The organism is Methyloferula stellata AR4 (assembly GCF_000385335.1).
Lineage (GTDB): Bacteria > Pseudomonadota > Alphaproteobacteria > Rhizobiales > Beijerinckiaceae > Methyloferula > Methyloferula stellata.
The window spans coordinates 1664139-1682815 of record NZ_ARWA01000001.1 but is presented as its reverse complement, the minus strand read 5'-3'; the positions used below and the strand labels follow the sequence as shown (position 1 = coordinate 1682815).

Sequence of the window (18677 nt, the reverse complement as noted above, 5' to 3'; positions counted from 1 at the left end):
TCGACGCAAGATTGCTTGGCAATATCGTTCAAGTCTGTCGCCGACTTTCAGGATTTGGAGGAACCACTGGTTTTTTTCTGAGTTCGCGATCCAGGTGCCGCCCGCATAGGCGGGCTGGCGCGGCCAGAACGAAAGGAAACGGCATGAGTTGGTTTTCGAAGGACATCAAGACGATGGACGATCTCTTCGTGCATACGTTGCGGGATATCTATTATGCCGAAAATCAAATCGTCGACGCCTTGCCTGTGATGATCGATAAGGCGACGGACCCCCGGCTGAAGCAGGGCTTCCAACTGCATCTTATCGAGAGCAAGAATCAGATCAAACGGCTGGAACAGGTGTTCGACATGGTCGACGTAGACGTTCAGAGCGTCAATTGTCCGGCGATCGACGGCATCATCGATGAAGCCAATGATATAGCCGGCGATATCGCCGACAAGGCCGTGCTCGATGCAGCTCTGGTCGCGGCGGCGCAGGCGGTCGAACATTATGAGATCAGCCGTTATGGCACCTTGATCGCCTGGGCGAAGCTTCTCGGCCGGCCCGATTGCGCCGCAGTCTTGCAGCAGACGCTGACTGAGGAAAAAGAGACGGATGCCAAGCTGACATTGATGGCCGAAACCACCATCAATCGAAAGGCCGCGTAAAGCCTAAAGGGATACGTGGGCCGCCGATAGTTTCGCGGCCCACGCATATCAAGGCGTGTGGACAAGCTTGACCACTAAAAATCAATAATTTTATTGAGGGAACCAAAGCTACCGCCACGCTCTTTTAGTGCGAGTCCCTGGGAGCTTGTCGAGTCATGGAATGGAATAAAAGGCCTGCATGGCACGCTGCTGTCTTCATAGCGTCACTTTTTACTTCATCGGCATTTTTCAGCGCCCAGGCGCAGACGCCCCCTACCTTCACAAACACCAACGACGACAAAGAGTGGACGATGCCGGCGAAGAATGTCGCCAGCACGCGTTACAGTTCATTGGATCAAATCAATTCGAAAAATGTCAAAGATCTGAAAGTGGCCTTTACCTTTTCGACCGGCACTGACAAGGGCGCCGAAGGCGCGCCGCTGGTCGTCGGCGACACGATGTATGTCGTAACACCTTATCCAAATACTCTTTTCGCGTTGGATCTCAAAAACAGCGGCGCCTTGAAGTGGCGCTACGACCCGAAACCCAGCGCCGCGGCACAAGGCGAGGCCTGCTGCGACGTAGTCAATCGCGGCGCAGTCTTTGCTGACGGCAAGCTTATCTATAACACGCTCGATGATTATACCGTCGCCGTCGACGCCAACACCGGCAAGGAAGTGTGGCGCACGAAGATGGGCGAAATCAACATGGGCGAAACCATGACCATGGCGCCTTTGCTGATGAAGGACAAAGTTCTTGTCGGAGATTCGGGAGGCGAGATGGGCGTGCGCGGCTGGGCCGCCGCGCTCGACGTCAAGACCGGCAAAATCGTCTGGCGCGCTTATAGCACAGGCCCCGACAAGGATGTTTTGATCGGCACGGATTTTAAACCCTTCTATGACTCGGAAAAAGGCAAGGACCTCGGCGTCTCGACATGGCCAGCCGATATGTGGCGACACGGCGGAGGCACGGCCTGGGGCTGGGCCTCTTACGATCCCGATCTCAACCTTGTCTATTATGGAGTCTCAAACCCGGGACCGTGGAACGCGTCGATTCGGCCGGGCGACAATAAATGGACTGCCGGCATTTTCGCCCGCGATGCCGACACTGGGCAGGCGCGCTGGTTCTATCAATATAGTCCGCACGATCATGACGACTATGACGGCGTCAATGAAGAAATTCTCCTCGACATGGACTGGAAGGGCCAGCCGCGCAAAGTGCTGGTTCACCCGGACCGCAACGGCTACGTCTATGTGATCGACCGCACGAACGGCGAGGTTCTCTCGGCCAATCCGTTTCAAGATATTACAAGTTCGACCGGCGTCGATTTGAAAACAGGCCGCATCCAATATGTAGCTGCCAAGCTGCCAAAAGTCGGCGAGACCGTGACCGACATCTGCCCTGCCCCGCCAGGTGCGAAGGATTGGCAGCCATCGGCCTTTTCGAACAAGAGCAAGCTTCTCTATATCCCCCACAACAATCTTTGCTTCGACACAAAGGAGCAGGATGTCGGATATATCGAAGGCACACCCTATGTCGGGACCGAGATCCATATGCATGCGGGCCATGGCGGCAATCGCGGCGAATATGCGGCTTGGGACATTGCCAATGGCAAGAAGGTTTGGGCGATCAAGGAAAACTTTCCGGTCTGGAGCGGCACGGTCGTAACGGCCGGAGACGTCGCCTTCTACGGCACGATGGACGGCTGGTTCAAAGCGGTAGACGCCAATACGGGCGACCTCCTCTGGCAGTTCAAGACAGGCTCGGGAATCATCGGTCAGCCGGTCACCTACCTCGGCCCTGACGGCAAGCAATATGTCGCCATCCTTTCCGGTGTCGGCGGATGGTCGGGCGCCATCGTGTCCGGCAAAATCGACAAGCGCGATGGTACGGCGGCGCTCGGCTTCGTCAATGCCATGAAGGATCTGCCGGATGTCACAACCGCCGGAGGGACGCTCTATGTCTTCGCGCTCCCTTAGAACCGGCTTGCTCGCAGCCGCCGCGCTTATCGCCCTGCCGCTCGCGGCGGCGGCACGCGATCTCCGCGTCTGTGCCGACCCGAACAACATGCCCTTTTCCAATGCGAATGGAGATGGCTTCGAAAACAAGATCGCGGAATTGATCGCCGCCGATATGGGCGCCGAGGTCAAATATTACTGGTTCGCACAAAGGCGCGGCTTTCTTCGCAATACGCTGAATGCGCATAATTGCGACGTCGTCATCGGCATCCCCATTGACATACACATGCTGCACACGACGAAGCCCTATTACAGGTCCGGTTATGTGTTCGTTCAGCGCGCCGACGCGGCGCCGATCACCGGCTTTGACGATCCGAAGCTCACGCAGCTGAAAATCGGTGTTCAACTCACCGGCAATGACGGCGTCAACACGCCGCCCGCGCATGAACTCGCCGATCGCGGCATCGTCTCGAACGTGCACGGCTATATGGTCTATGGCGACTATGCGAAGCCCTCGCCTCTGAAAGATATCATCGACGGATTGGCGGCGGGCGACATCGATGTCGCCGCCGTCTGGGGGCCGGAGGCTGGCTGGTTCGCCGCCAATCAAAAAGTGCCGCTGCGTCTGACGCCTGTTACCAATGCGAGACTTCCACTTCCCATGAGCTTCGATATCGGGATGGGCGTGCGCAAGGACGATACGGCGCTGGCGCAGGAGCTCGAAGCCTCAATCGAGCGGCATCGCTCGGATATCGACTCCATTCTGACCGACTATCATGTGCCGCGCTTGCCCCTGCCGACACAAAAAGCGGAGACCGCGCAATGAAATATGTCGCCCTTTTGGCATTCTGCGCCGGCTTTATCCTGGCAGCCATGGCGCAGGCCCAGGAAACCAATCCGCCAAGCGGCACCGATAAATATGCTCTGCCGCCCGTCTCCTTAGTGCCGATCGCGCCCGGTGGCGGAACGCCGGTCGATCAGGCCAGCAAAATTGGCGAGGAATATGCCAAAAGCCCTGAACATATCGAAGCCGGCAAGCAACTCTTTTCGGCGATGAACTGTAATGGCTGCCATTCGAGCGGCGGCGGAGGCATGGGCGCCAACCTGATGGATAAGACCTGGATTTACGGCGGCAGCATCGAGAACATCGCGGCCTCGATTGTCGAAGGCCGGCCGAACGGTATGCCGACGTGGCGCGGGCTCATCCCGATGCAACAGGTCTGGGAGCTCGCAGCCTACGTCAAAACCCTGTCGGAGAATCCAACGGAGAAATAGGATGGCAAGTCATTATGTCCCCTATTGCGGGCTTCCGCCGGGGCCCGGCTCCGTCGCCTGGAACCTCGACCCGATCCTGATCTCGGTTCTCGCCGTGGGCGCCGGTCTTTATATCTTGGCGATGCGGCGCTGGCCTCTCTCGATGCGCGGCGAACCCGCACCCGGGCCTTTGGGTTTCGCCGCGGGCTGGCTGGTGCTCGCCGGCTCTTTCATTTCGCCGCTTTGCAATCTGAGCGTAGCGCTGTTTTCCGCACGCATTGGTCAACATATGATCCTGATCTTGGCGGCCGCGCCTTTGCTTGTGCTCGGCGGCGCCGATATTCTGTTTGCGCGCGCCTTCGGCTTCGATGCAAGCCGCCGCAATAAAGCGGAAACCTTCGCCGCGCCTTTGCTCTTTGCCTTCGTGCTCTGGTTCTGGCACATGCCTGAGCCTTACGATGCAACTCTGCAGAGCCACATCGTCTATTGGAGCATGGAAATCAGCCTGCTTGCCACGGGCGTGATGCTATGGCGCTGCCTGTTGCGTGACCTGTCCCGCAATCCTGGCCCTGCCATCGCAGCGAGCCTTTTCACGGGCTTGCAGATGACCGGCCTCGGCGCTTTGCTGGTCTTTATGCCGCGCGCGGTTTTCGCCGCGCATTTCACAACGACCGAAGTTTGGGGACTGTCGCCGCTGCAAGACCAGCAGCTCGGCGGCCTCATCATGTGGCTGCCCTTCGGCCTGATCCTGACCGTTCATCTGGTCGGCGCGGTCGGTGCCTTCATGCAGGCGCTGGAGCGCAAGGCGGAAGCGATTTAGAGGCGCTTACAACCCTCCCCGTGGGGAAAAGGTGGCTTGCGAAGCAAGCCGGGTGAGGGGGTACGCTCCCTCGATCCAAAGATCGTACCCCCTCATCCGACCCTGCGTCGCCGGGCCGCCTTCTCCCACAGGAAGAAGGTCCGCACACTCCCTAAAATGGTGAGTAGCTCACCGCAGCGTCTCCAGATAGGCCGCGATCTTCCCTGCGGAGGTATCGCTCATCGGTATGTCCGGCATGACGTTGCCCGGCACGACCTCTTGCGGATGCAAGATCCAATGCTGCAAATTCGTGGGGCTGTTGGGCAGCATGCCCGCGATATAGACCTGCGATCCGATATGTTCGAGCGAGGGTCCGACCTTGCCATCGGCGCCGGTCACGCCGGGTATCGAATGACAGGTCCCGCAGCCCAGGCTCGACATCGCAGCGATGGCCTCGCGCGCATCGGAGGATGCTATCGCCGGATGCGCACTATCGCAACCGGCAGAGGCCAACGCCAACCCACAAGCCGCAATCGCGGAAAAGAAGCGCATCATTTTCCGCATGCCGTCACCACGATCGCCGCGAATGTATCGAAGAGGATGGCCACGAAGAACACCGTGCTCATCATGATTCCGCCAAGTGCGACGAAGCGCGTGCGCCCTTCGCCCACTTCGGCTGCATGCTGCTCTGGCGTTGTGCCCGACGCCCGCGTGTCGGCACCTTCATGCCGCGTCGAGCGCCAGGTCTGCGTCGAGACGTAGAGAGCGGCGAGCGCGACCAATGCCGCAACAGCATCGATCACCAAAAGCGTCGCATGCGTCGACGCCGATGGACTCATCGCAGTAGACGCACAAGCCCGGCTGGCAATGGTCACATTCGCTAAAAAATGCACGCCCCAAATGACCGGCGCGCCCATGAGTCCAAAGGCAAGCAGGCCGATATCGACTTCGTGCCGCGCCGGGGCTGGATGTTCGGCATGAGAGCCTATGGTTTCATCTTGCGCCATATCTAACTCGCATAAGGTAGAAGGATCATGGTCGCGAAAATCGACAGCCAGACGATAACGACAAAGTGCCAGTAGGCGGCAACGATCAAAACGTAGGAGGTTCTGATCCCGACGATGCGGCCTTCGATGGTCCACGTGAGCAAAGCGACGAGCGCAATAACGCCTACGGCGACATGCAGAAAATCGAGACCTGCCAGCAGCACGTAAAAGGAATTATAGGTGCTGGCCGAGATCGCTGGAACTTTCTTGGCGAGGTCGAGCGCCTGGAGGCTCAGAAAGACTGCGCCGAAGATGACCGCGAGCCCGATGCCCGGGACGGGCCGAGGCTTGGCTTCCTTGAAAAAGCTCCATTGGCTCCATGCCAGAGCGATGCTGCTTGCTACCATGAGAAGCGTGCTGATCGCTGCCAGCGTAAGCGGCGGCGGGCCGCCGACCGGCCATTTCACGCCGGCCTGTGCGAGACAATAATAATAGCTGAACAGAAGGTAGGCGAAGAGCGAGCCTTCCGTCACAATAATGAACCTGACACCGTACCAGCCGGAGACGCGTCCAAGGTCGCCTGTTCTCCTACGCGCAGTCATCGCGGCAGGATCGGCCTCGGCTATTTTGAGTGCGGCGGCATCAGACATGCGCGGCCTCCTCGATCGGAATAAGCGGCGGCAACGAGTCCGGCTGCAACCAGAGAATTAGAACGATCGCGCAGGCGACGAGTGCGATGCCGGCAAGCCACCAGACATGGATCAGCATGCCGATGAAGATGAATGTCAACGCGAGGCCCAAAAGGAACGGCAGCCAGCTATCGCCAGGCATCCGCAGCACGGCATCTGGCTCGCTGTCGAGCATGCTGGTGCCGAGCGTCTCGCGGCCCTCGTCGAAGGCAAAGCCGCGCGCGACGGACGATGCACCGGGATCGCCGAGCCGGTCTTCCCAAAGCGGATGTCGGCTGCCGATTTCCGGAATGACTGTGAAATTATAAGGCGGCGGCGGCGAAGACGTCGCCCATTCGAGCGTGCCGGCATCCCAGGGATTGGGACCCGCGATGGCGCCGCGCCGCAAACTGACGGCAATATTCACGATGAACAGCAACACGCCGACGGCAAAGAGGAAGGACCCGAGCGTCGTGATGAGATTGAGCGTGGACCATCCCATGTCAGGCGAATAGGTATAGATGCGCCGCGGCATGCCGAGCAGACCGGAGATATGCATCGGGAAGAAACCGAGATTGAAGCCGATGAACATGAGCCAGAAATTCCATTTGCCCAGACGCTCGTCGAGCATGCGGCCGCTCATTTTCGGAAACCACGTGTAGAAAGCGCCGATCACCGGAAACACATTGATGCCGATCAGCACATAGTGGATATGCGCGACGACGAAATAGGTGTCGGTCAATTGCCAATCGACCGGCACGGAGGCCGTCATGAAACCGGAGACGCCGCCGATCACGAAAAGCGCAATCATGCCCGCGTAGAAATGAAAGGCCGCGGTCGCCACCGGCCGGCCAGCCCAGATCGTCGCGATCCAGCAGAAAACCGCGATGGCACTCGGCACTGTGATAACGAGCGATGCGCCGCTGAAGAAGGAGAGCGCGACGTCGGAAATGCCGGTCGCGAACATATGATGGACCCAGACGCCGAAACCGAGCGCCATGGTGGCGACGGTCGACAAGGCGACGAGCGTATAGCCGACCAACGGCCTTCGGCAGAAGATCGGCAGCCCGTCGGAGACGAATCCCATCGCCGGTAAAACGATCGCATAGACCCAAGGGTGGCCGAACATCCAAAAGAGATGCTGCCAGAGAATCGGTTGCCCGCCGTCGCCCACGGTGAAGAAATGCGTGCCGAAATTGCGATCGAGCCAAAGCATCAGAAAGGCAAGGCTGACCGAAGGCACGACGAGAATATTCGCAAGCGACGCGGTGAGCGTGCCCCACACCATCACCGGCATGCGATTGATCGACATGCCGGGCGCACGGGTGCGCATCAGCGTCACGACGAAATTGATCGAGCCGACCGTCGTCGAGATGCCGAGGAAAATCATGCCCAGCGCATAGAAGTCGATGTTAATGCCCGGGTTGGCGGCCTTGGCCGTATAAGGCACGTAGTTGAACCAGCCGGCATTCGGTGCCACGCCCATGATGAAGGCGGCATAAATAAACAGACCGGCGAAAAGAAAGGTCCAATAGGACAGCGCATTGACTCGCGGAAAAGCCATGTCGCGCGCGCCAAACAAAAGCGGCCAGAGATAATTGCTGAAGCCCGAGAGAACCGGCATGGCATAAAGAAAGATCATCGATATGCCGTGCATGGTGAAGAGCTCGTCATATTGCTCCGGGGTCAGGAGCCGCATGTTCGGCCCTGCCAATTGCAGGCGCATCAGCAAGGCCTCGCAACCGCCTAGAATCAGAAAGGCGAAGGCCGTGACGATGTAGCGGATGCCGATCTCCTTATGATCGACGCTCATGAAGAAGCCGCGCAAGCCCGGAGCCGTTTCCCACAGCGCCTGCAGCCGCGCCGCGAGCTCCGGCGACGGCGCGACCAGCGGCGGTAGTTCCGTTAAACTCTCCCGGGCCATCAGGTCTTGGTTTGCCATCGCGCTTTCCTGGGAGGTTTGTGGAGCCTTAGTTCAATGTTGCGAGATAGGTGGTGACTGCGTGGAGCTCCGGGCCCGAAATATCGAGAATGGGCATTTTGGCACCGGGCTTGACGTGTTGCGGATCCGCGATCCAACCGGCGAGCCAGCCGGGCTTATTCGGCAAAGTGCCTGCCGCGATGGTCGAGCGGCTCATGATATGAGTAAGATCGGGGCCGACGATGCCGCCGGCGCCCGTGCCACGGACCGTATGACAAGCGCCGCAATGAGTTGTGAAGGTCTGGCGGCCATCGGCTATGGGCGATGGATCGTTCGCTTGCGGTGCGTCGCCTCTGATTTGCGTCAACCGCCACGCTTCGAACTTTTGAGCCTCGTCGGCAATCACGGTGAAACCCATGTGGGCGTGCTGCTGGCCGCAATATTCCGTGCATTGGCCGCGATAGGTGCCGGGGCGGTCGGCCTGCAGCCAGATCGTATTCACCTGGCCCGGAATCATATCGGTTTTGCCGGAGAGCGCCGGCACCCAGAACGAATGGATGACGTCGGCCGACTTCAGATTGATGCGAATGGGCTTGCCGACCGGAATGTGAATTTCATTCGCTGTATTGAAGATATTCGACGGGTGATTCTTGTCGAGGTAGCGCACCTCCCACCACCATTGATGGCCGGTAACATCGAGTGAGAGTGCGGGCTCATCCTTGGGATTTACCACGGCGGCGACGGTGGTCATGGTCCAGACCAGAACGCCGAGCAAAACAGCGACCGTCAGCCCGGTGCCGATATAGATCCAGCGCAGCGGCGTCACATCCTGGACGAGATCCTGCGGGCCGCCGGCGGCCCTGCGGCGGAATATGGCCGTGAGGATCAAAGCGGCGATAATGACAATGACAACCAGCGAAATCGCGGTCACGCCTTTCGTCAGCGGCAAAATGGCGGCCGCCTTGGTCCCCTCACTTGTCACATAGTTTAGAGGGAACCCATGCATGCGATCGGCGCTCCGTCGGAAGGCGGGCTTGTAACGCCGCTATAGACGGTTGGTTCCGGCCAATGGCTCCGCTATGCGAAGCCGGATCAGAGGATGTTTGCGAGACTTCTCGCCCGTGGCGATCGATGCTGAGCCCTTGCAACGCTTCCGCGCTGATCTCGCCGCCCGTGGCTTTCAGCCTTATCCTCGCGGATGAGCGCCGTCAGCTCCCGAAGAAGGGCCGGAGAATGCAGCCAAGACCTCATCTCAGGCAGCGCGACCGCTCAGGCGGCACTTTGATTGATCGCCGCCTTCGGCATAAAACGGAGCCTTCCAACTCTGGAGGCGCCGGATCGTTTCATTGGCTTACCGCGTTTTGATCCAGACAGGTGCCGATACAGGCTTTCAGACGAACCAGCAGATCGGGTTCGGCGGCCGTAAAACGGCACGTCTCAACGCATGCACGGGCCGGAACATTCATGGCCGCTGCCGGCACGCAACGGTCCTGACATGGTTTGTCGGACTTGGCGCAGCCGGCCAAACATTGCGAAATCCCGCCAGCATCCTGAGCCCGAATCGGGCTTATCGAAAATGCAACCGCCAGCGTAGAGATCAAGACCAAAGACATTCCGCGCATATCGCTCTCCCTTCGACCGGTTACCGAAGATAGAGACTGGCGTCACGGGCGCTTTGATATGCCTCAAATTTTTCTATGAAAGATTCCCCTGCTCTCCTGTGGCAAAGCCCAGGAATCGTTGAAAAGAGCGCTTTCTGCCGTCGCAGCCATCACGCCGAGCTGGCCGGGTCTCGGCGATTGAGGGAAAGCCTATGAATTCGTGTTGGCGACTGCGAGCATGGAAGTGCTTTCACATTCGCGGCGCGACTTCTGGACCTGCCCCGGCTTGATCCATCCAGTGATCAGCTTCTTCACGCAGCCCCGGCCGTTGCAAATTCCTCGAAAGCGCTTTCGACCAAAGTCATATGATGCAGCATGGCGGCATGCGCCCCCGCTGCATGCCCGGCAAGGATCGCAGCAACGACGGCGCCGTGTTCCGCGTGCGAGCGCGGCAGCCGCCCGGGCGTGCGGAATTGCGCCCGGCGATAGGGCGCAAGCCTGCGGCGCAAGCCGGCCGTCATCTCGGCCAGAGCGCGATTATGCGTGCCCGCATAGATTTGCGTATGAAAATCGAGGTTTGATTCGGCGAATGCCTCGGGCAGATCGCCGGTGACGTAATCGGCCATTTTATCGTGCAGGGCATTCAGGCGGCGGCGTTCGATCGGCGTCATGCTCAGTGCCGCGAGACGTGCGCAAGCGGCTTCCAATTCGCCCATCGCGACAAACAGCATTTCGAGATCGTTTTTGTCGACGCTGGCCACCGCCGCGCCGCGCCGCGGCCTGATCTCGACAAGCCCGCTCGAGGCGACATGGCGTAGTGCCTCGCGTACCGGTGTGCGGGAAACGTTGAAACGCTGCGCCAGCATTTGCTCGTCGAGCTTTTGGCCCGACGCGAACTCGCCCGACAAAACCGCATCAGCGATCTCGATGGCGAGCTGTTGCGTCAGCGTCTTGTCTGTCCTCGTCGCCATTTATCGCTCCATCCGACGGCATGAGCGCTTTCGCCATCTCAGTCATGATCCCGCGTCAGTCGCGATCCCGGCCTCTGCGGCGGCCATCGGACCAAAGAGATTGTATGTATTCTCTCAAAATTGTATACAAAAATTGCTCATCGCATACAAGATGAATTGGCCATAGGCGTCTGAAGTTTGAAGGCAGGGATTCAGAACAGCTCAGCCGCCCTGGCTCATCAGGCTGGCATTGCCGCCGACCGCCGCTGTATTGATCGAGACCGTTTCTTCGAGCATGAAGCGCTTCAGGTAATTCGGACCTCCCGCCTTTGGTCCCGTGCCCGACAGGCCGAAGCCGCCGAAAGGCTGGGTGCCGACAACGGCGCCGATCATGCTGCGGTTGACATAGACATTCCCTGCCAGACGCCGCGCAATAATATGCTCGATCGTCGCGTCAATGCGCGAATGAATGCCGAGTGTCAGGCCGTAGCCTTTGGCCGCGATCGCATCGAGCAGCGCATCGAGTTCGGCAGCCTTGTAGCGCACGACATGGAGCACGGGGCCGAAGACTTCGCGCTCCAGTTCGGCCACCGAGGCCAGCTCGAAAATATGGGGAGCGACATAAAAGCCGCGCGCGGGCGCGCCCGCCGGCACGCTGCCCGCGAAATGCACGCGCGCCGATTGCTTCATCGCTGCGATATGGGTTTCAAGCGCGTCCCGCGCGGCCGCATCGATGACCGGGCCGACGTGAGTGGACAGATCGCGCGGATCGCCGACCACCAGTTCCGCCGCCGCGCCCGCGATCATGGTGATCACGCGATCGGCGACATCCTCCTGCACGCAAAGAAGCCGCAAGGCCGAGCAGCGCTGCCCGGCGGAACGAAAGGCAGACGCAATGACATCGTCGGTGACTTGCTCGGGCAAAGCCGTCGCATCCACGATCATCGCATTGATGCCGCCCGTCTCTGCGATGAAGGGCACGATCGGCCCATCTTTGGCGGCGAGCGCGCGATTGATCGCAAAGGCCGTCTCCGTCGAGCCGGTGAAGACGACGCCTGCGATATGCGGCGATGCGACGAGAGCGGCGCCAGTGGAGCCATCGCCCGGCAGGAGCTGCAAGACGGCGCCCGGCACGCTGCAGCGATGCAGAAGCAAAGCCGCTTCCGACGCGATGAGCGGGGTCTGTTCGGCAGGCTTTGCTATAACCGCATTGCCGGCAACGAGGGCGGCTGCGACCTGTCCGAGGAAAATCGAGAGAGGAAAATTCCACGGGCTGATGCAGATGAAAGTGCCGCGGCCGAAATGCGTCAGCCGATTCTCTTCACCTGTCGGCCCCGGCATGATCTCCGACGTAGAGAAAAGATGCCGCGCACACGCCGCGTAATAGCGGCAAAAATCCACCGCTTCGCGCAGCTCGCCCAGCGCATCATCGAGCGTCTTGCCCGCTTCACTTTGCAGAAGCGCGAGGAAGCGCGACCGCTCGGCTTCCAACCCATCGGCCATGCGATCGAGACAGAGAGCACGCTCTTCGACCGGACGCGCGGACCAGAGCTTGAAGGCGTCTTGAGCGGCCCGCATCGCGCGATCGATCAGATCGGGCGAGCTTTCGCCGACCTCGCCGATCATGCTGCCGTCGATCGGCGAAAGAACGGGCCGGGAAGGTCCTTGCTGCGTCGCGCCGCCCGCGACGATCGACGCGACGCTGTAGAATCCCGGCGCCTCGCCCACCGCCTTGCAAAGCGCATCGAGCTCCTGCCGCGCGCCAAACTCGAAACCTCGCGCGCTTTTGCGCGAAAGTCCGTGAATATCCTCCGGCAGCGGCAATGCGCGGAAAATCCCGGCACCGATTGCCGTCTGCGGATGTCGCAACAGTATATCGAGGGGAATCGAAGGATCGCCGACTTGCGCGACGAAGGACGAATTGGCGCCGTTCTCCAGGAGCCTGCGTACGAGATAAGCGAGGAGATCGCGATAGGTGCCGACCGGCGCATAGATGCGGCAGGCCGCATCGGGAAAGTCCAAGCGCAACGCTTTGAAGAGATCGGCACCCATGCCATGCAGGCGCTGAAACTCATAGCCATCGACGCCGCCCGCATATTCCACGATGCTCGCGACAGTCAGCGCATTATGCGTCGCAAATTGCGGGAAGATATGGCCGCGCGCGTCGAGAAGCTGGCGCGCGCATGACAGATAGTTGAGATCGGTCATCGGCTTGCGCGTAAAGACCGGATAATCGGTGAGACCCCGCTCCTGCGCGCGCTTGATCTCCGTATCCCAATAGGCGCCCTTCACGAGGCGCACCATCAAGCGCCGGTCATGGCGCCGCGCCAGATCGAAGACGTAGTCGAGCACCGCGCCTGCGCGCTTTTGATAGGCTTGCACGGCAAGGCCGAAACCGTCCCAGCCCGCCAAGGCAGGATCGGCGAGAACAGCGGCGAACACGTCCAGCGAAAGTTCGAGACGGTCGGCCTCTTCGGCATCGACCGTGAAACTCAGGTTGTGGTCCTTAGCAAGCCGCGCCAGGCTGCCTAGACGCGGCACAAGCTCGTCCATGACGCGCAGACGCGATAGAAGCTCGAACCTCGGATGCAAGGCCGAAAGCTTGACCGAAATGCCGGGGCGTTGCGGCAGAGACGCAGTACCTGACTCACGCCCGATCGTCTCGATCGCATGGCGGTATGCATCCATATAATGCACCGCATCGGCGCTCGTGCGCGCGCCTTCGCCAAGCATGTCGAACGAATAGCGATAAAGCCTGCCGTCGCCCGAGGCGCTATGCGCGAGCCCCTCCTCGATGTTGCGGCCGAGAATGAAATGCGCACCCAAAATCTGCATCGCCTGACGTGCCGCAGGGCGCAGCGCGCTCATTCCGATCCGCCGCACGAGCGAAGCCACGATGCCTTGTGCCGTCTCGCCCTTTTGCAACATGCGCGCGGTAACACCGAGCGCCCAGGCGGAAGCCGAGACGAGAAGCGCATCGGAAACGGCAGCGTGGCGTGCAAAGGTCGCATGCGTGAGCTTGTCTTCGATCAGCCGGTCGGCAGTCGTATCGTCCGGCACGCGCAGCAGCGCTTCGGCGAGCACCATCAGCGCCAGGCCTTCATCGGTCGAAAGCGAATATTCGCGCAAAAAATCTTCGAGCGCGCCGAGCCGTGGCGATTGAGACCGGATCGCCGAAACGAGCCGTGAAGCCAAAGCATCGACCCGCGCGAGTGCCGCGGCGTCCATATCCGTCGCCGCAAGGAGCCTCGGCGCAATGGCCTCATCCGCCTCGGCGTAAGGCGCGGCAAAAAGCGGCATCGCTCGATCGCGGTCAATCTCAAGCGGCTTCGACAAGGCGGCACTCCATTCGGGGCGCCTTGCGATCCTCAATCGAATCGTGCGCCCTGCGCAAGGCCATATGATCGGCCGCGGTCTGAGCCTATATTTAGATTGCGACAGGCCGGAATACACCGCCTGACAGCCACGGCACGCCCAAAACCCGATGACAGCACCTTATTGGGCCGTTGCGCTGATTTCAGCTATGATGGGCGATGCTCGATCGGCCCACTCGGCGCCGCTTTATCCATCGGAAGTGCAAATGCCCGTCATCAATCATCACGCACGCCTCTACGACGAGGCCGTACCGCGGATCTATTTTTATGTGACCACCAAAGAACTCCGAGAGGCGCAACTGCAACTCGATCGGCTCTGCCCGAATTTATGGAGCGCCAAACCGGTGAAGGACGAAGCGGCTGACGCACCGGAGGGAGATGCCAAGCGCTATGGATTTTGGATCGATCCGCAAATCGATTCAGGCTTGGTCGCAGACTGCCTCGATTCAATCGGAGCAACGCCTGAACCGAGGTAGACCGCAAGCCGTGGCAAGGCTGGAACCAAATCGCGTCTCATGAAATGGGACGTGATGGATGCATTACAGCAAATCAAAGCCGAGGTGGACGACAGGCAAAACGCGCGGCGAAGGCTGATTGCAAGAGCTTTGCGCGCCATTCGGCGCTTTGTCAGCGCCAGGACGAAAACCATGACAGCGTACCGAGACGGCCTGTGAAATCCCGGTCCGAGCGGCTCCCGGCCTCCCGGCTTGACCAGAACCTTCTCATCGGTCGCGCGTTAACCACTCAATCGCAACCGTAGTTAAAGAGTTCAAGGATCGAAATGATGGCTGTATCGAAAATCGCCTTAGCAGGTGCCGCCGCCCTCGCTCTCACCAGCGCCGCCGCCCTGCCGGCCTCGGCTCAACAGAGGTCCGCGGACCACCGCGCCGCCTCGATTCGGATAGCCGAGTTTGCCGGGCCGGCCGCGGTGGCGGCTGAAGCCAGGACATTGTCCACGGTCGTCGGCGTAGCCTATTGACCGGGCGGCCGGATCGCATCCGCCCGCGCTCCGTCGCCTCCGCAGAGTGGCTTCGACGGAAGACCGTTGCAACCTGATTTAAACTTTACAGGTTCGGTCGAGACAAATTTTGAGAATTTCTGCGCATTGATTCATGTGGTTCGTTCGGGAGGCTCACATGAATCGGCCGTTGCATCTTCGCATCATCGTTTTTTATAGCGAGGGCCGCTGGATGGCGCAGTGCTTGGAGCACGATATCTGCGTCGAAACGAAAGACTTCCACTCGCTGCAAAAACTCATGGAAGCAGCGCTTCGCGTCGAGCAGAACGCGCATCGCGCCAGCGGGCAGCATGGCTTGGACGGCCTGCCGCCCAGCCCTCAGCTTTTTCTCCAGATGTGGAACGAGCGCTCGATCTTCAATGAATTGGGCAAGGCCGCCGGCGTAAGTTACGAGATGGCTTTGTATGTGGAGCCCTCGTCTCCGGCGGATAACGCCATGTCGGCCTCGGTGTAAATCATTGGCTCAGCGCTGCATCTGCATCAACTGATCCATCGGCACCATGTTCTGGTTCAAATGCGCCATGATCCACAAGGAGCCTCCAATCACCAGAAAAACGATCAGGACACCGAAAAACAGCGCCATGACGTTGTTGGTGTTTTCCGGTCCCGTGGTGATGTGCAGGAAGAACACGAGATGCACGCCCATCTGCGCGATCGCGAGCACGACGAGCGCCACGGGTATGCTCGGCCCCCACACGAGATTGGTGCTTGCCACATAGAAAGAGGTGACGGTCAACAGGACCGCGAGCCCAAGTCCGACGAGATAAGTCCGCACGGCACCGGCAACGCTGCCGGCGTCGGCTTCGTCGTCGCCTGGGACAGTATTGAACCCTTCGCTCATCCCGTCACTCCCATCAGATAGACGACCGTAAACAGCGCCACCCAGATAATGTCGAGCGCATGCCAGAATAGCGCGAAACACAGGATGCGCCGCTCGATATCGGCGCGAAAGCCTTTGGCGAAGACTTGCGCCATCATTGTCAGAAGCCAGAGAATGCCAGCCGAGACGTGCAGGCCATGGCATCCGACGAGCGTAAAGAATGCCGACAGAAAGGCGCTTCGAGTCGGGCCCGCGCCTTGCTCGACAAAGTTTGCAAACTCCGTCACCTCAAGCACCAGGAAGCCCGCACCGAGCAGGCCCGTCACGGCCATCGCGCCGTAGAACCAGCTTTTGCTGCGGTGCTCCGCAGCGATGCTCGCGAGCCCGCATGTAAAGCTCGACGCCAGAAGAAATGCCGTTTCAACAGCGGCATTATTCAGATCGAAGAGCTCTTTTCCCGTCGGCCCGCCCGCCGTCTGATCGACCAGGACGGCATAGGCCGCGAAGAAGGCCGAGAACATGATGATGTCGCTGAGCAGGAAGATCCAGAACCCATAGCCCGTGACGACACGTTTGAAGGCCAGGCCACCATGGCCATGGCTCACCGCATGGCCGCCTTGATAGGGGCCACGCTCTGGGGCGGCGCGGTAGGGATCGGCGTCGCCGGATGCGTAAGGTACAGCGGTCATGACGTTGGGCTCAATTCGTGGGTCAAATCTTGGAATGCCGCGGCGCGGGCCTGCCGGTTGGGGCGATCGATCTCCGCGACGGTTTCGGCCGGGATCAGATATTCATCGTGATCGCGCCAGGCGAAGACCACGAAGGTTGCGTAAGCGCCGACCGCGCTTGCGATGACCAGCCACCAAATATGCCAGATCAGCGAGAAGCCCATGATCGTCGCGAAGAAAGCGCAGATAAATCCGGTCGCCGAGTTTCGCGGCATTTCAATCGCTTCGTAGATCGGCTCTTCGGCGGGCTGTGCCTGCTCGCGCTCAAGCTGCTTCATACGCCAGTAGGCGTCCTCGCCCGTGACCACCGGCAGGAAGGCGAAATTGAATACGGGCGGCGGCGAAGCCGTTGCCCATTCGAGGGTGCGGCCATCCCAGGGATCGCCGGTAACGTCGCGAAGCTCCTCGCGATGCTTGATGCTATAGGCAAGCTGGAGGATCTGGAAGATGATTCCCATCAAGATCAATAGCGCGCCGAACACGGCGACGATCGTCCAGGGATGCCATTCCGGCACGTCATAATGCTGCATCCGCCGCGTCATGCCGAGAAAGCCGAGCACATAGAGCGGCATGAAGGCGACGTAGAAGCCGACGATCCAGCACCAGAAGGCGGCATGGCCGAGGCGCTCGTCGAGCCTGAACCCGAAAGCCTTCGGGAACCAATAGGTGTAGCCCGCGAAGGCGCCGAACAAAACGCCGCCGATGATGACGTTATGAAAGTGAGCGACGAGGAACAGACTGTTGTGAAGCAGGAAATCGGCCGGCGGGACAGCGAGCAGCACGCCTGTCATGCCGCCCAGAATGAAGGTGATCATGAAACCGATGGACCACAGGATCGGCGTGGTGAAACGGACGCGGCCACCGTACATCGTGAACAGCCAGTTGAAAATCTTCACGCCGGTTGGAACCGCGATGATCATCGAGGCTATGCCGAAGATCGCATTGACATCGGCACCTGCGCCCATCGTGAAGAAATGATGCAGCCACACCGTGAAGGACAAGATGCAGATCACCATGGTCGCGGCGACCATCGAGCGATATCCAAACAGCGGCTTTCTGGAAAATGTCGCGATGACTTCGGAGAAGATTCCAAAGGCGGGCAGGATGAGAATATAGACCTCCGGGTGTCCCCAGGCCCAGATCAGATTCATGAACATCATCATGTTGCCGCCGGCTTCATTGGTGAAGAAATGGAAGCCGAGATAGCGGTCGAGGATGAGCATCGCCAAAGTGGCGGTCAGGATCGGGAAGGCCGCGACGATGAGAAGGTTCGAGGCAAGCGTCGTCCAGCAGAACATCGGCATGCGCAGATAATTCATGCCCGGCGCCCGCAATTTCAGTACGGTGGTGACGAGATTGATGCCTGCCACCAAAGTGCCGACGCCCGAGATTTCAAGCGACCACAGATAATAGTCGACGCCGACGCCGGGCGAATAAGTGAGTTCCGACAGCGGCGGATAGGGCAGCCACCCGGTACGCGCGAACTCGCCGATGCCGAGCGATATATTGACGAGCAGCGCGCCGGTTGCGGTCAGCCAGAAACCCACCGAATTCAGCGTCGGAAAGGCGACGTCGCGAACGCCGAGCTGCAACGGCACGACGAAGTTCATCAATCCGATCACGAAGGGCATCGCCACGAAGAAGATCATGATCGTGCCGTGCGCCGAAAAGACCTGATCATAGTGCTCCGGCGGAAGATAGCCCGGAGAATTGAAGGCCAGCGCCTGTTGCGACCGCATCATGATGGCGTCGGCGAAGCCGCGCAGCAGCATCACCATCGCCAGCAGCGTATACATGACGCCGATGCGCTTGTGATCGACGCTCGTGATCCACTCGCGCCACAGATAGGGCAGATAACCTTTGAGGGTGATCCAGGCCAGAATACCGATGATCCCGAACGCGATAACGGCCGATGTGATCATCGGGATCGGCTGATCCAAGGGAACCGCCGCCCAGCTCAACTTACCAAACATA

18 protein-coding genes are annotated in these 18677 nt (G+C 59.8%); 8 read left to right on the top strand and 10 right to left on the bottom strand.

Annotation, left to right across the window (positions count from 1 at the left end):
- Nucleotides 1-143 precede the first annotated feature (143 nt).
- From A3OQ_RS0108265 to A3OQ_RS0108245, 5 genes are all read left to right on the top strand, one after another.
- Nucleotides 144-647, top strand: coding sequence for a YciE/YciF ferroxidase family protein (locus A3OQ_RS0108265; RefSeq protein ID WP_020174909.1), 504 nt, complete (start codon nucleotides 144-146; stop codon nucleotides 645-647).
- Nucleotides 648-802: 155 nt separating this feature from the next.
- Nucleotides 803-2605 carry a methanol/ethanol family PQQ-dependent dehydrogenase gene (locus A3OQ_RS0108260; protein WP_083931545.1) on the top strand — a complete coding sequence of 601 codons (1803 nt, stop codon included), beginning with the start codon at nucleotides 803-805 and terminating at the stop codon, nucleotides 2603-2605.
- Nucleotides 2586-3410, top strand: a complete 825-nt coding sequence (locus A3OQ_RS0108255; protein WP_026595634.1) for a substrate-binding domain-containing protein — start codon at nucleotides 2586-2588, stop codon at nucleotides 3408-3410. The genes A3OQ_RS0108260 and A3OQ_RS0108255 overlap by 20 nt, the downstream gene beginning before the upstream one ends.
- Entirely contained in the window at nucleotides 3407-3859 is a 453-nt protein-coding gene (locus A3OQ_RS0108250) for a c-type cytochrome (protein WP_020174906.1), read from the top strand. The genes A3OQ_RS0108255 and A3OQ_RS0108250 overlap by 4 nt, the downstream gene beginning before the upstream one ends.
- Nucleotide 3860: 1 nt before the next feature.
- Nucleotides 3861-4658, top strand: coding sequence for a cytochrome c oxidase assembly protein (locus A3OQ_RS0108245; RefSeq protein WP_020174905.1), 798 nt, complete (start codon nucleotides 3861-3863; stop codon nucleotides 4656-4658).
- A gap of 168 nt (nucleotides 4659-4826) precedes the next feature.
- Here the strand turns inward: A3OQ_RS0108245 and A3OQ_RS0108240 are convergent, their stop codons facing one another.
- The 7 genes from A3OQ_RS0108240 to putA form a co-directional block, all read right to left on the bottom strand.
- Complete coding sequence (locus A3OQ_RS0108240; RefSeq protein WP_244427111.1) at nucleotides 4827-5156, bottom strand: c-type cytochrome; 330 nt, start codon at nucleotides 5154-5156, stop codon at nucleotides 4827-4829.
- A 32-nt stretch (nucleotides 5157-5188) separates the two neighbouring features.
- Nucleotides 5189-5644, bottom strand: a complete 456-nt coding sequence (locus A3OQ_RS0108235) for a hypothetical protein (RefSeq protein WP_020174903.1) — start codon at nucleotides 5642-5644, stop codon at nucleotides 5189-5191.
- 2 nt (nucleotides 5645-5646) lie between these two features.
- On the bottom strand, nucleotides 5647-6273 hold the full coding sequence (locus A3OQ_RS0108230; RefSeq protein ID WP_020174902.1) for a cytochrome c oxidase subunit 3: 627 nt from the start codon (nucleotides 6271-6273) through the stop codon (nucleotides 5647-5649).
- Nucleotides 6266-8233 (bottom strand): cytochrome c oxidase subunit I, encoded by a 1968-nt coding sequence (ctaD, locus tag A3OQ_RS0108225; RefSeq protein ID WP_020174901.1) that lies wholly within the window; start codon nucleotides 8231-8233, stop codon nucleotides 6266-6268. Before ctaD ends, A3OQ_RS0108230 begins: the two co-directional genes overlap by 8 nt.
- 28 nt (nucleotides 8234-8261) lie before the next feature.
- Entirely contained in the window at nucleotides 8262-9218 is a 957-nt protein-coding gene (coxB, locus tag A3OQ_RS0108220) for a cytochrome c oxidase subunit II (RefSeq protein WP_040579948.1), read from the bottom strand.
- A 906-nt stretch (nucleotides 9219-10124) separates the two neighbouring features.
- Nucleotides 10125-10784, bottom strand: a complete 660-nt coding sequence (locus A3OQ_RS0108205) for a GntR family transcriptional regulator (protein ID WP_020174898.1) — start codon at nucleotides 10782-10784, stop codon at nucleotides 10125-10127.
- A gap of 201 nt (nucleotides 10785-10985) precedes the next feature.
- Complete coding sequence (gene putA, locus A3OQ_RS0108200) at nucleotides 10986-14063, bottom strand: bifunctional proline dehydrogenase/L-glutamate gamma-semialdehyde dehydrogenase PutA (RefSeq protein WP_040580775.1); 3078 nt, start codon at nucleotides 14061-14063, stop codon at nucleotides 10986-10988.
- Between the two features lie 280 nt (nucleotides 14064-14343).
- On the opposite strand from putA, the gene A3OQ_RS0108195 reads away from it, so the two are divergent.
- The 3 genes from A3OQ_RS0108195 to A3OQ_RS0108180 all read left to right on the top strand — a co-directional run bounded on the left by A3OQ_RS0108195 (nucleotide 14344) and on the right by A3OQ_RS0108180 (nucleotide 15609).
- Nucleotides 14344-14613, top strand: a complete 270-nt coding sequence (locus A3OQ_RS0108195) for a hypothetical protein (protein WP_152428362.1) — start codon at nucleotides 14344-14346, stop codon at nucleotides 14611-14613.
- A gap of 308 nt (nucleotides 14614-14921) precedes the next feature.
- Nucleotides 14922-15116, top strand: coding sequence for a hypothetical protein (locus A3OQ_RS0108185; protein WP_152428361.1), 195 nt, complete (start codon nucleotides 14922-14924; stop codon nucleotides 15114-15116).
- 157 nt (nucleotides 15117-15273) lie between these two features.
- Nucleotides 15274-15609, top strand: a complete 336-nt coding sequence (locus tag A3OQ_RS0108180; protein WP_020174893.1) for a hypothetical protein — start codon at nucleotides 15274-15276, stop codon at nucleotides 15607-15609.
- A gap of 9 nt (nucleotides 15610-15618) precedes the next feature.
- Here A3OQ_RS0108180 and cyoD read toward each other — a convergent pair whose 3' ends face one another.
- From cyoD to cyoB, 3 genes are read right to left on the bottom strand one after another with little or no spacing between them, the layout of a single operon-like run.
- On the bottom strand, nucleotides 15619-15996 hold the full coding sequence (gene cyoD / locus A3OQ_RS0108175; RefSeq protein ID WP_020174892.1) for a cytochrome o ubiquinol oxidase subunit IV: 378 nt from the start codon (nucleotides 15994-15996) through the stop codon (nucleotides 15619-15621).
- Complete coding sequence (gene cyoC, locus A3OQ_RS0108170) at nucleotides 15993-16664, bottom strand: cytochrome o ubiquinol oxidase subunit III (protein WP_020174891.1); 672 nt, start codon at nucleotides 16662-16664, stop codon at nucleotides 15993-15995. Before cyoC ends, cyoD begins: the two co-directional genes overlap by 4 nt.
- Complete coding sequence (gene cyoB / locus A3OQ_RS21740) at nucleotides 16661-18676, bottom strand: cytochrome o ubiquinol oxidase subunit I (RefSeq protein ID WP_020174890.1); 2016 nt, start codon at nucleotides 18674-18676, stop codon at nucleotides 16661-16663. Before cyoB ends, cyoC begins: the two co-directional genes overlap by 4 nt.
- Nucleotide 18677: the final 1 nt, after the last annotated feature.

What these genes read in the sequence shown, in the direction of transcription:
- A3OQ_RS0108265 (WP_020174909.1), top strand. Translation starts at nt 144, where the DNA reads ATGAGTTGGTTTTCGAAGGACATCAAGACGATGGACGATCTCTTCGTG.
- A3OQ_RS0108260 (WP_083931545.1), top strand. Translation starts at nt 803, where the DNA reads ATGGAATGGAATAAAAGGCCTGCATGGCACGCTGCTGTCTTCATAGCG.
- A3OQ_RS0108255 (WP_026595634.1), top strand. Translation starts at nt 2,586, where the DNA reads ATGTCTTCGCGCTCCCTTAGAACCGGCTTGCTCGCAGCCGCCGCGCTT.
- A3OQ_RS0108250 (WP_020174906.1), top strand. Translation starts at nt 3,407, where the DNA reads ATGAAATATGTCGCCCTTTTGGCATTCTGCGCCGGCTTTATCCTGGCA.
- A3OQ_RS0108245 (WP_020174905.1), top strand. Translation starts at nt 3,861, where the DNA reads ATGGCAAGTCATTATGTCCCCTATTGCGGGCTTCCGCCGGGGCCCGGC.
- A3OQ_RS0108235 (WP_020174903.1), bottom strand. Translation starts at nt 5,644, where the DNA reads ATGGCGCAAGATGAAACCATAGGCTCTCATGCCGAACATCCAGCCCCG.
- A3OQ_RS0108230 (WP_020174902.1), bottom strand. Translation starts at nt 6,273, where the DNA reads ATGTCTGATGCCGCCGCACTCAAAATAGCCGAGGCCGATCCTGCCGCG.
- ctaD (WP_020174901.1), bottom strand. Translation starts at nt 8,233, where the DNA reads ATGGCAAACCAAGACCTGATGGCCCGGGAGAGTTTAACGGAACTACCG.
- coxB (WP_040579948.1), bottom strand. Translation starts at nt 9,218, where the DNA reads ATGCATGGGTTCCCTCTAAACTATGTGACAAGTGAGGGGACCAAGGCG.
- A3OQ_RS0108205 (WP_020174898.1), bottom strand. Translation starts at nt 10,784, where the DNA reads ATGGCGACGAGGACAGACAAGACGCTGACGCAACAGCTCGCCATCGAG.
- putA (WP_040580775.1), bottom strand. Translation starts at nt 14,063, where the DNA reads ATGCCGCTTTTTGCCGCGCCTTACGCCGAGGCGGATGAGGCCATTGCG.
- A3OQ_RS0108195 (WP_152428362.1), top strand. Translation starts at nt 14,344, where the DNA reads ATGCCCGTCATCAATCATCACGCACGCCTCTACGACGAGGCCGTACCG.
- A3OQ_RS0108185 (WP_152428361.1), top strand. Translation starts at nt 14,922, where the DNA reads ATGGCTGTATCGAAAATCGCCTTAGCAGGTGCCGCCGCCCTCGCTCTC.
- A3OQ_RS0108180 (WP_020174893.1), top strand. Translation starts at nt 15,274, where the DNA reads ATGAATCGGCCGTTGCATCTTCGCATCATCGTTTTTTATAGCGAGGGC.
- cyoD (WP_020174892.1), bottom strand. Translation starts at nt 15,996, where the DNA reads ATGAGCGAAGGGTTCAATACTGTCCCAGGCGACGACGAAGCCGACGCC.
- cyoC (WP_020174891.1), bottom strand. Translation starts at nt 16,664, where the DNA reads ATGACCGCTGTACCTTACGCATCCGGCGACGCCGATCCCTACCGCGCC.
- cyoB (WP_020174890.1), bottom strand. Translation starts at nt 18,676, where the DNA reads ATGTTTGGTAAGTTGAGCTGGGCGGCGGTTCCCTTGGATCAGCCGATC.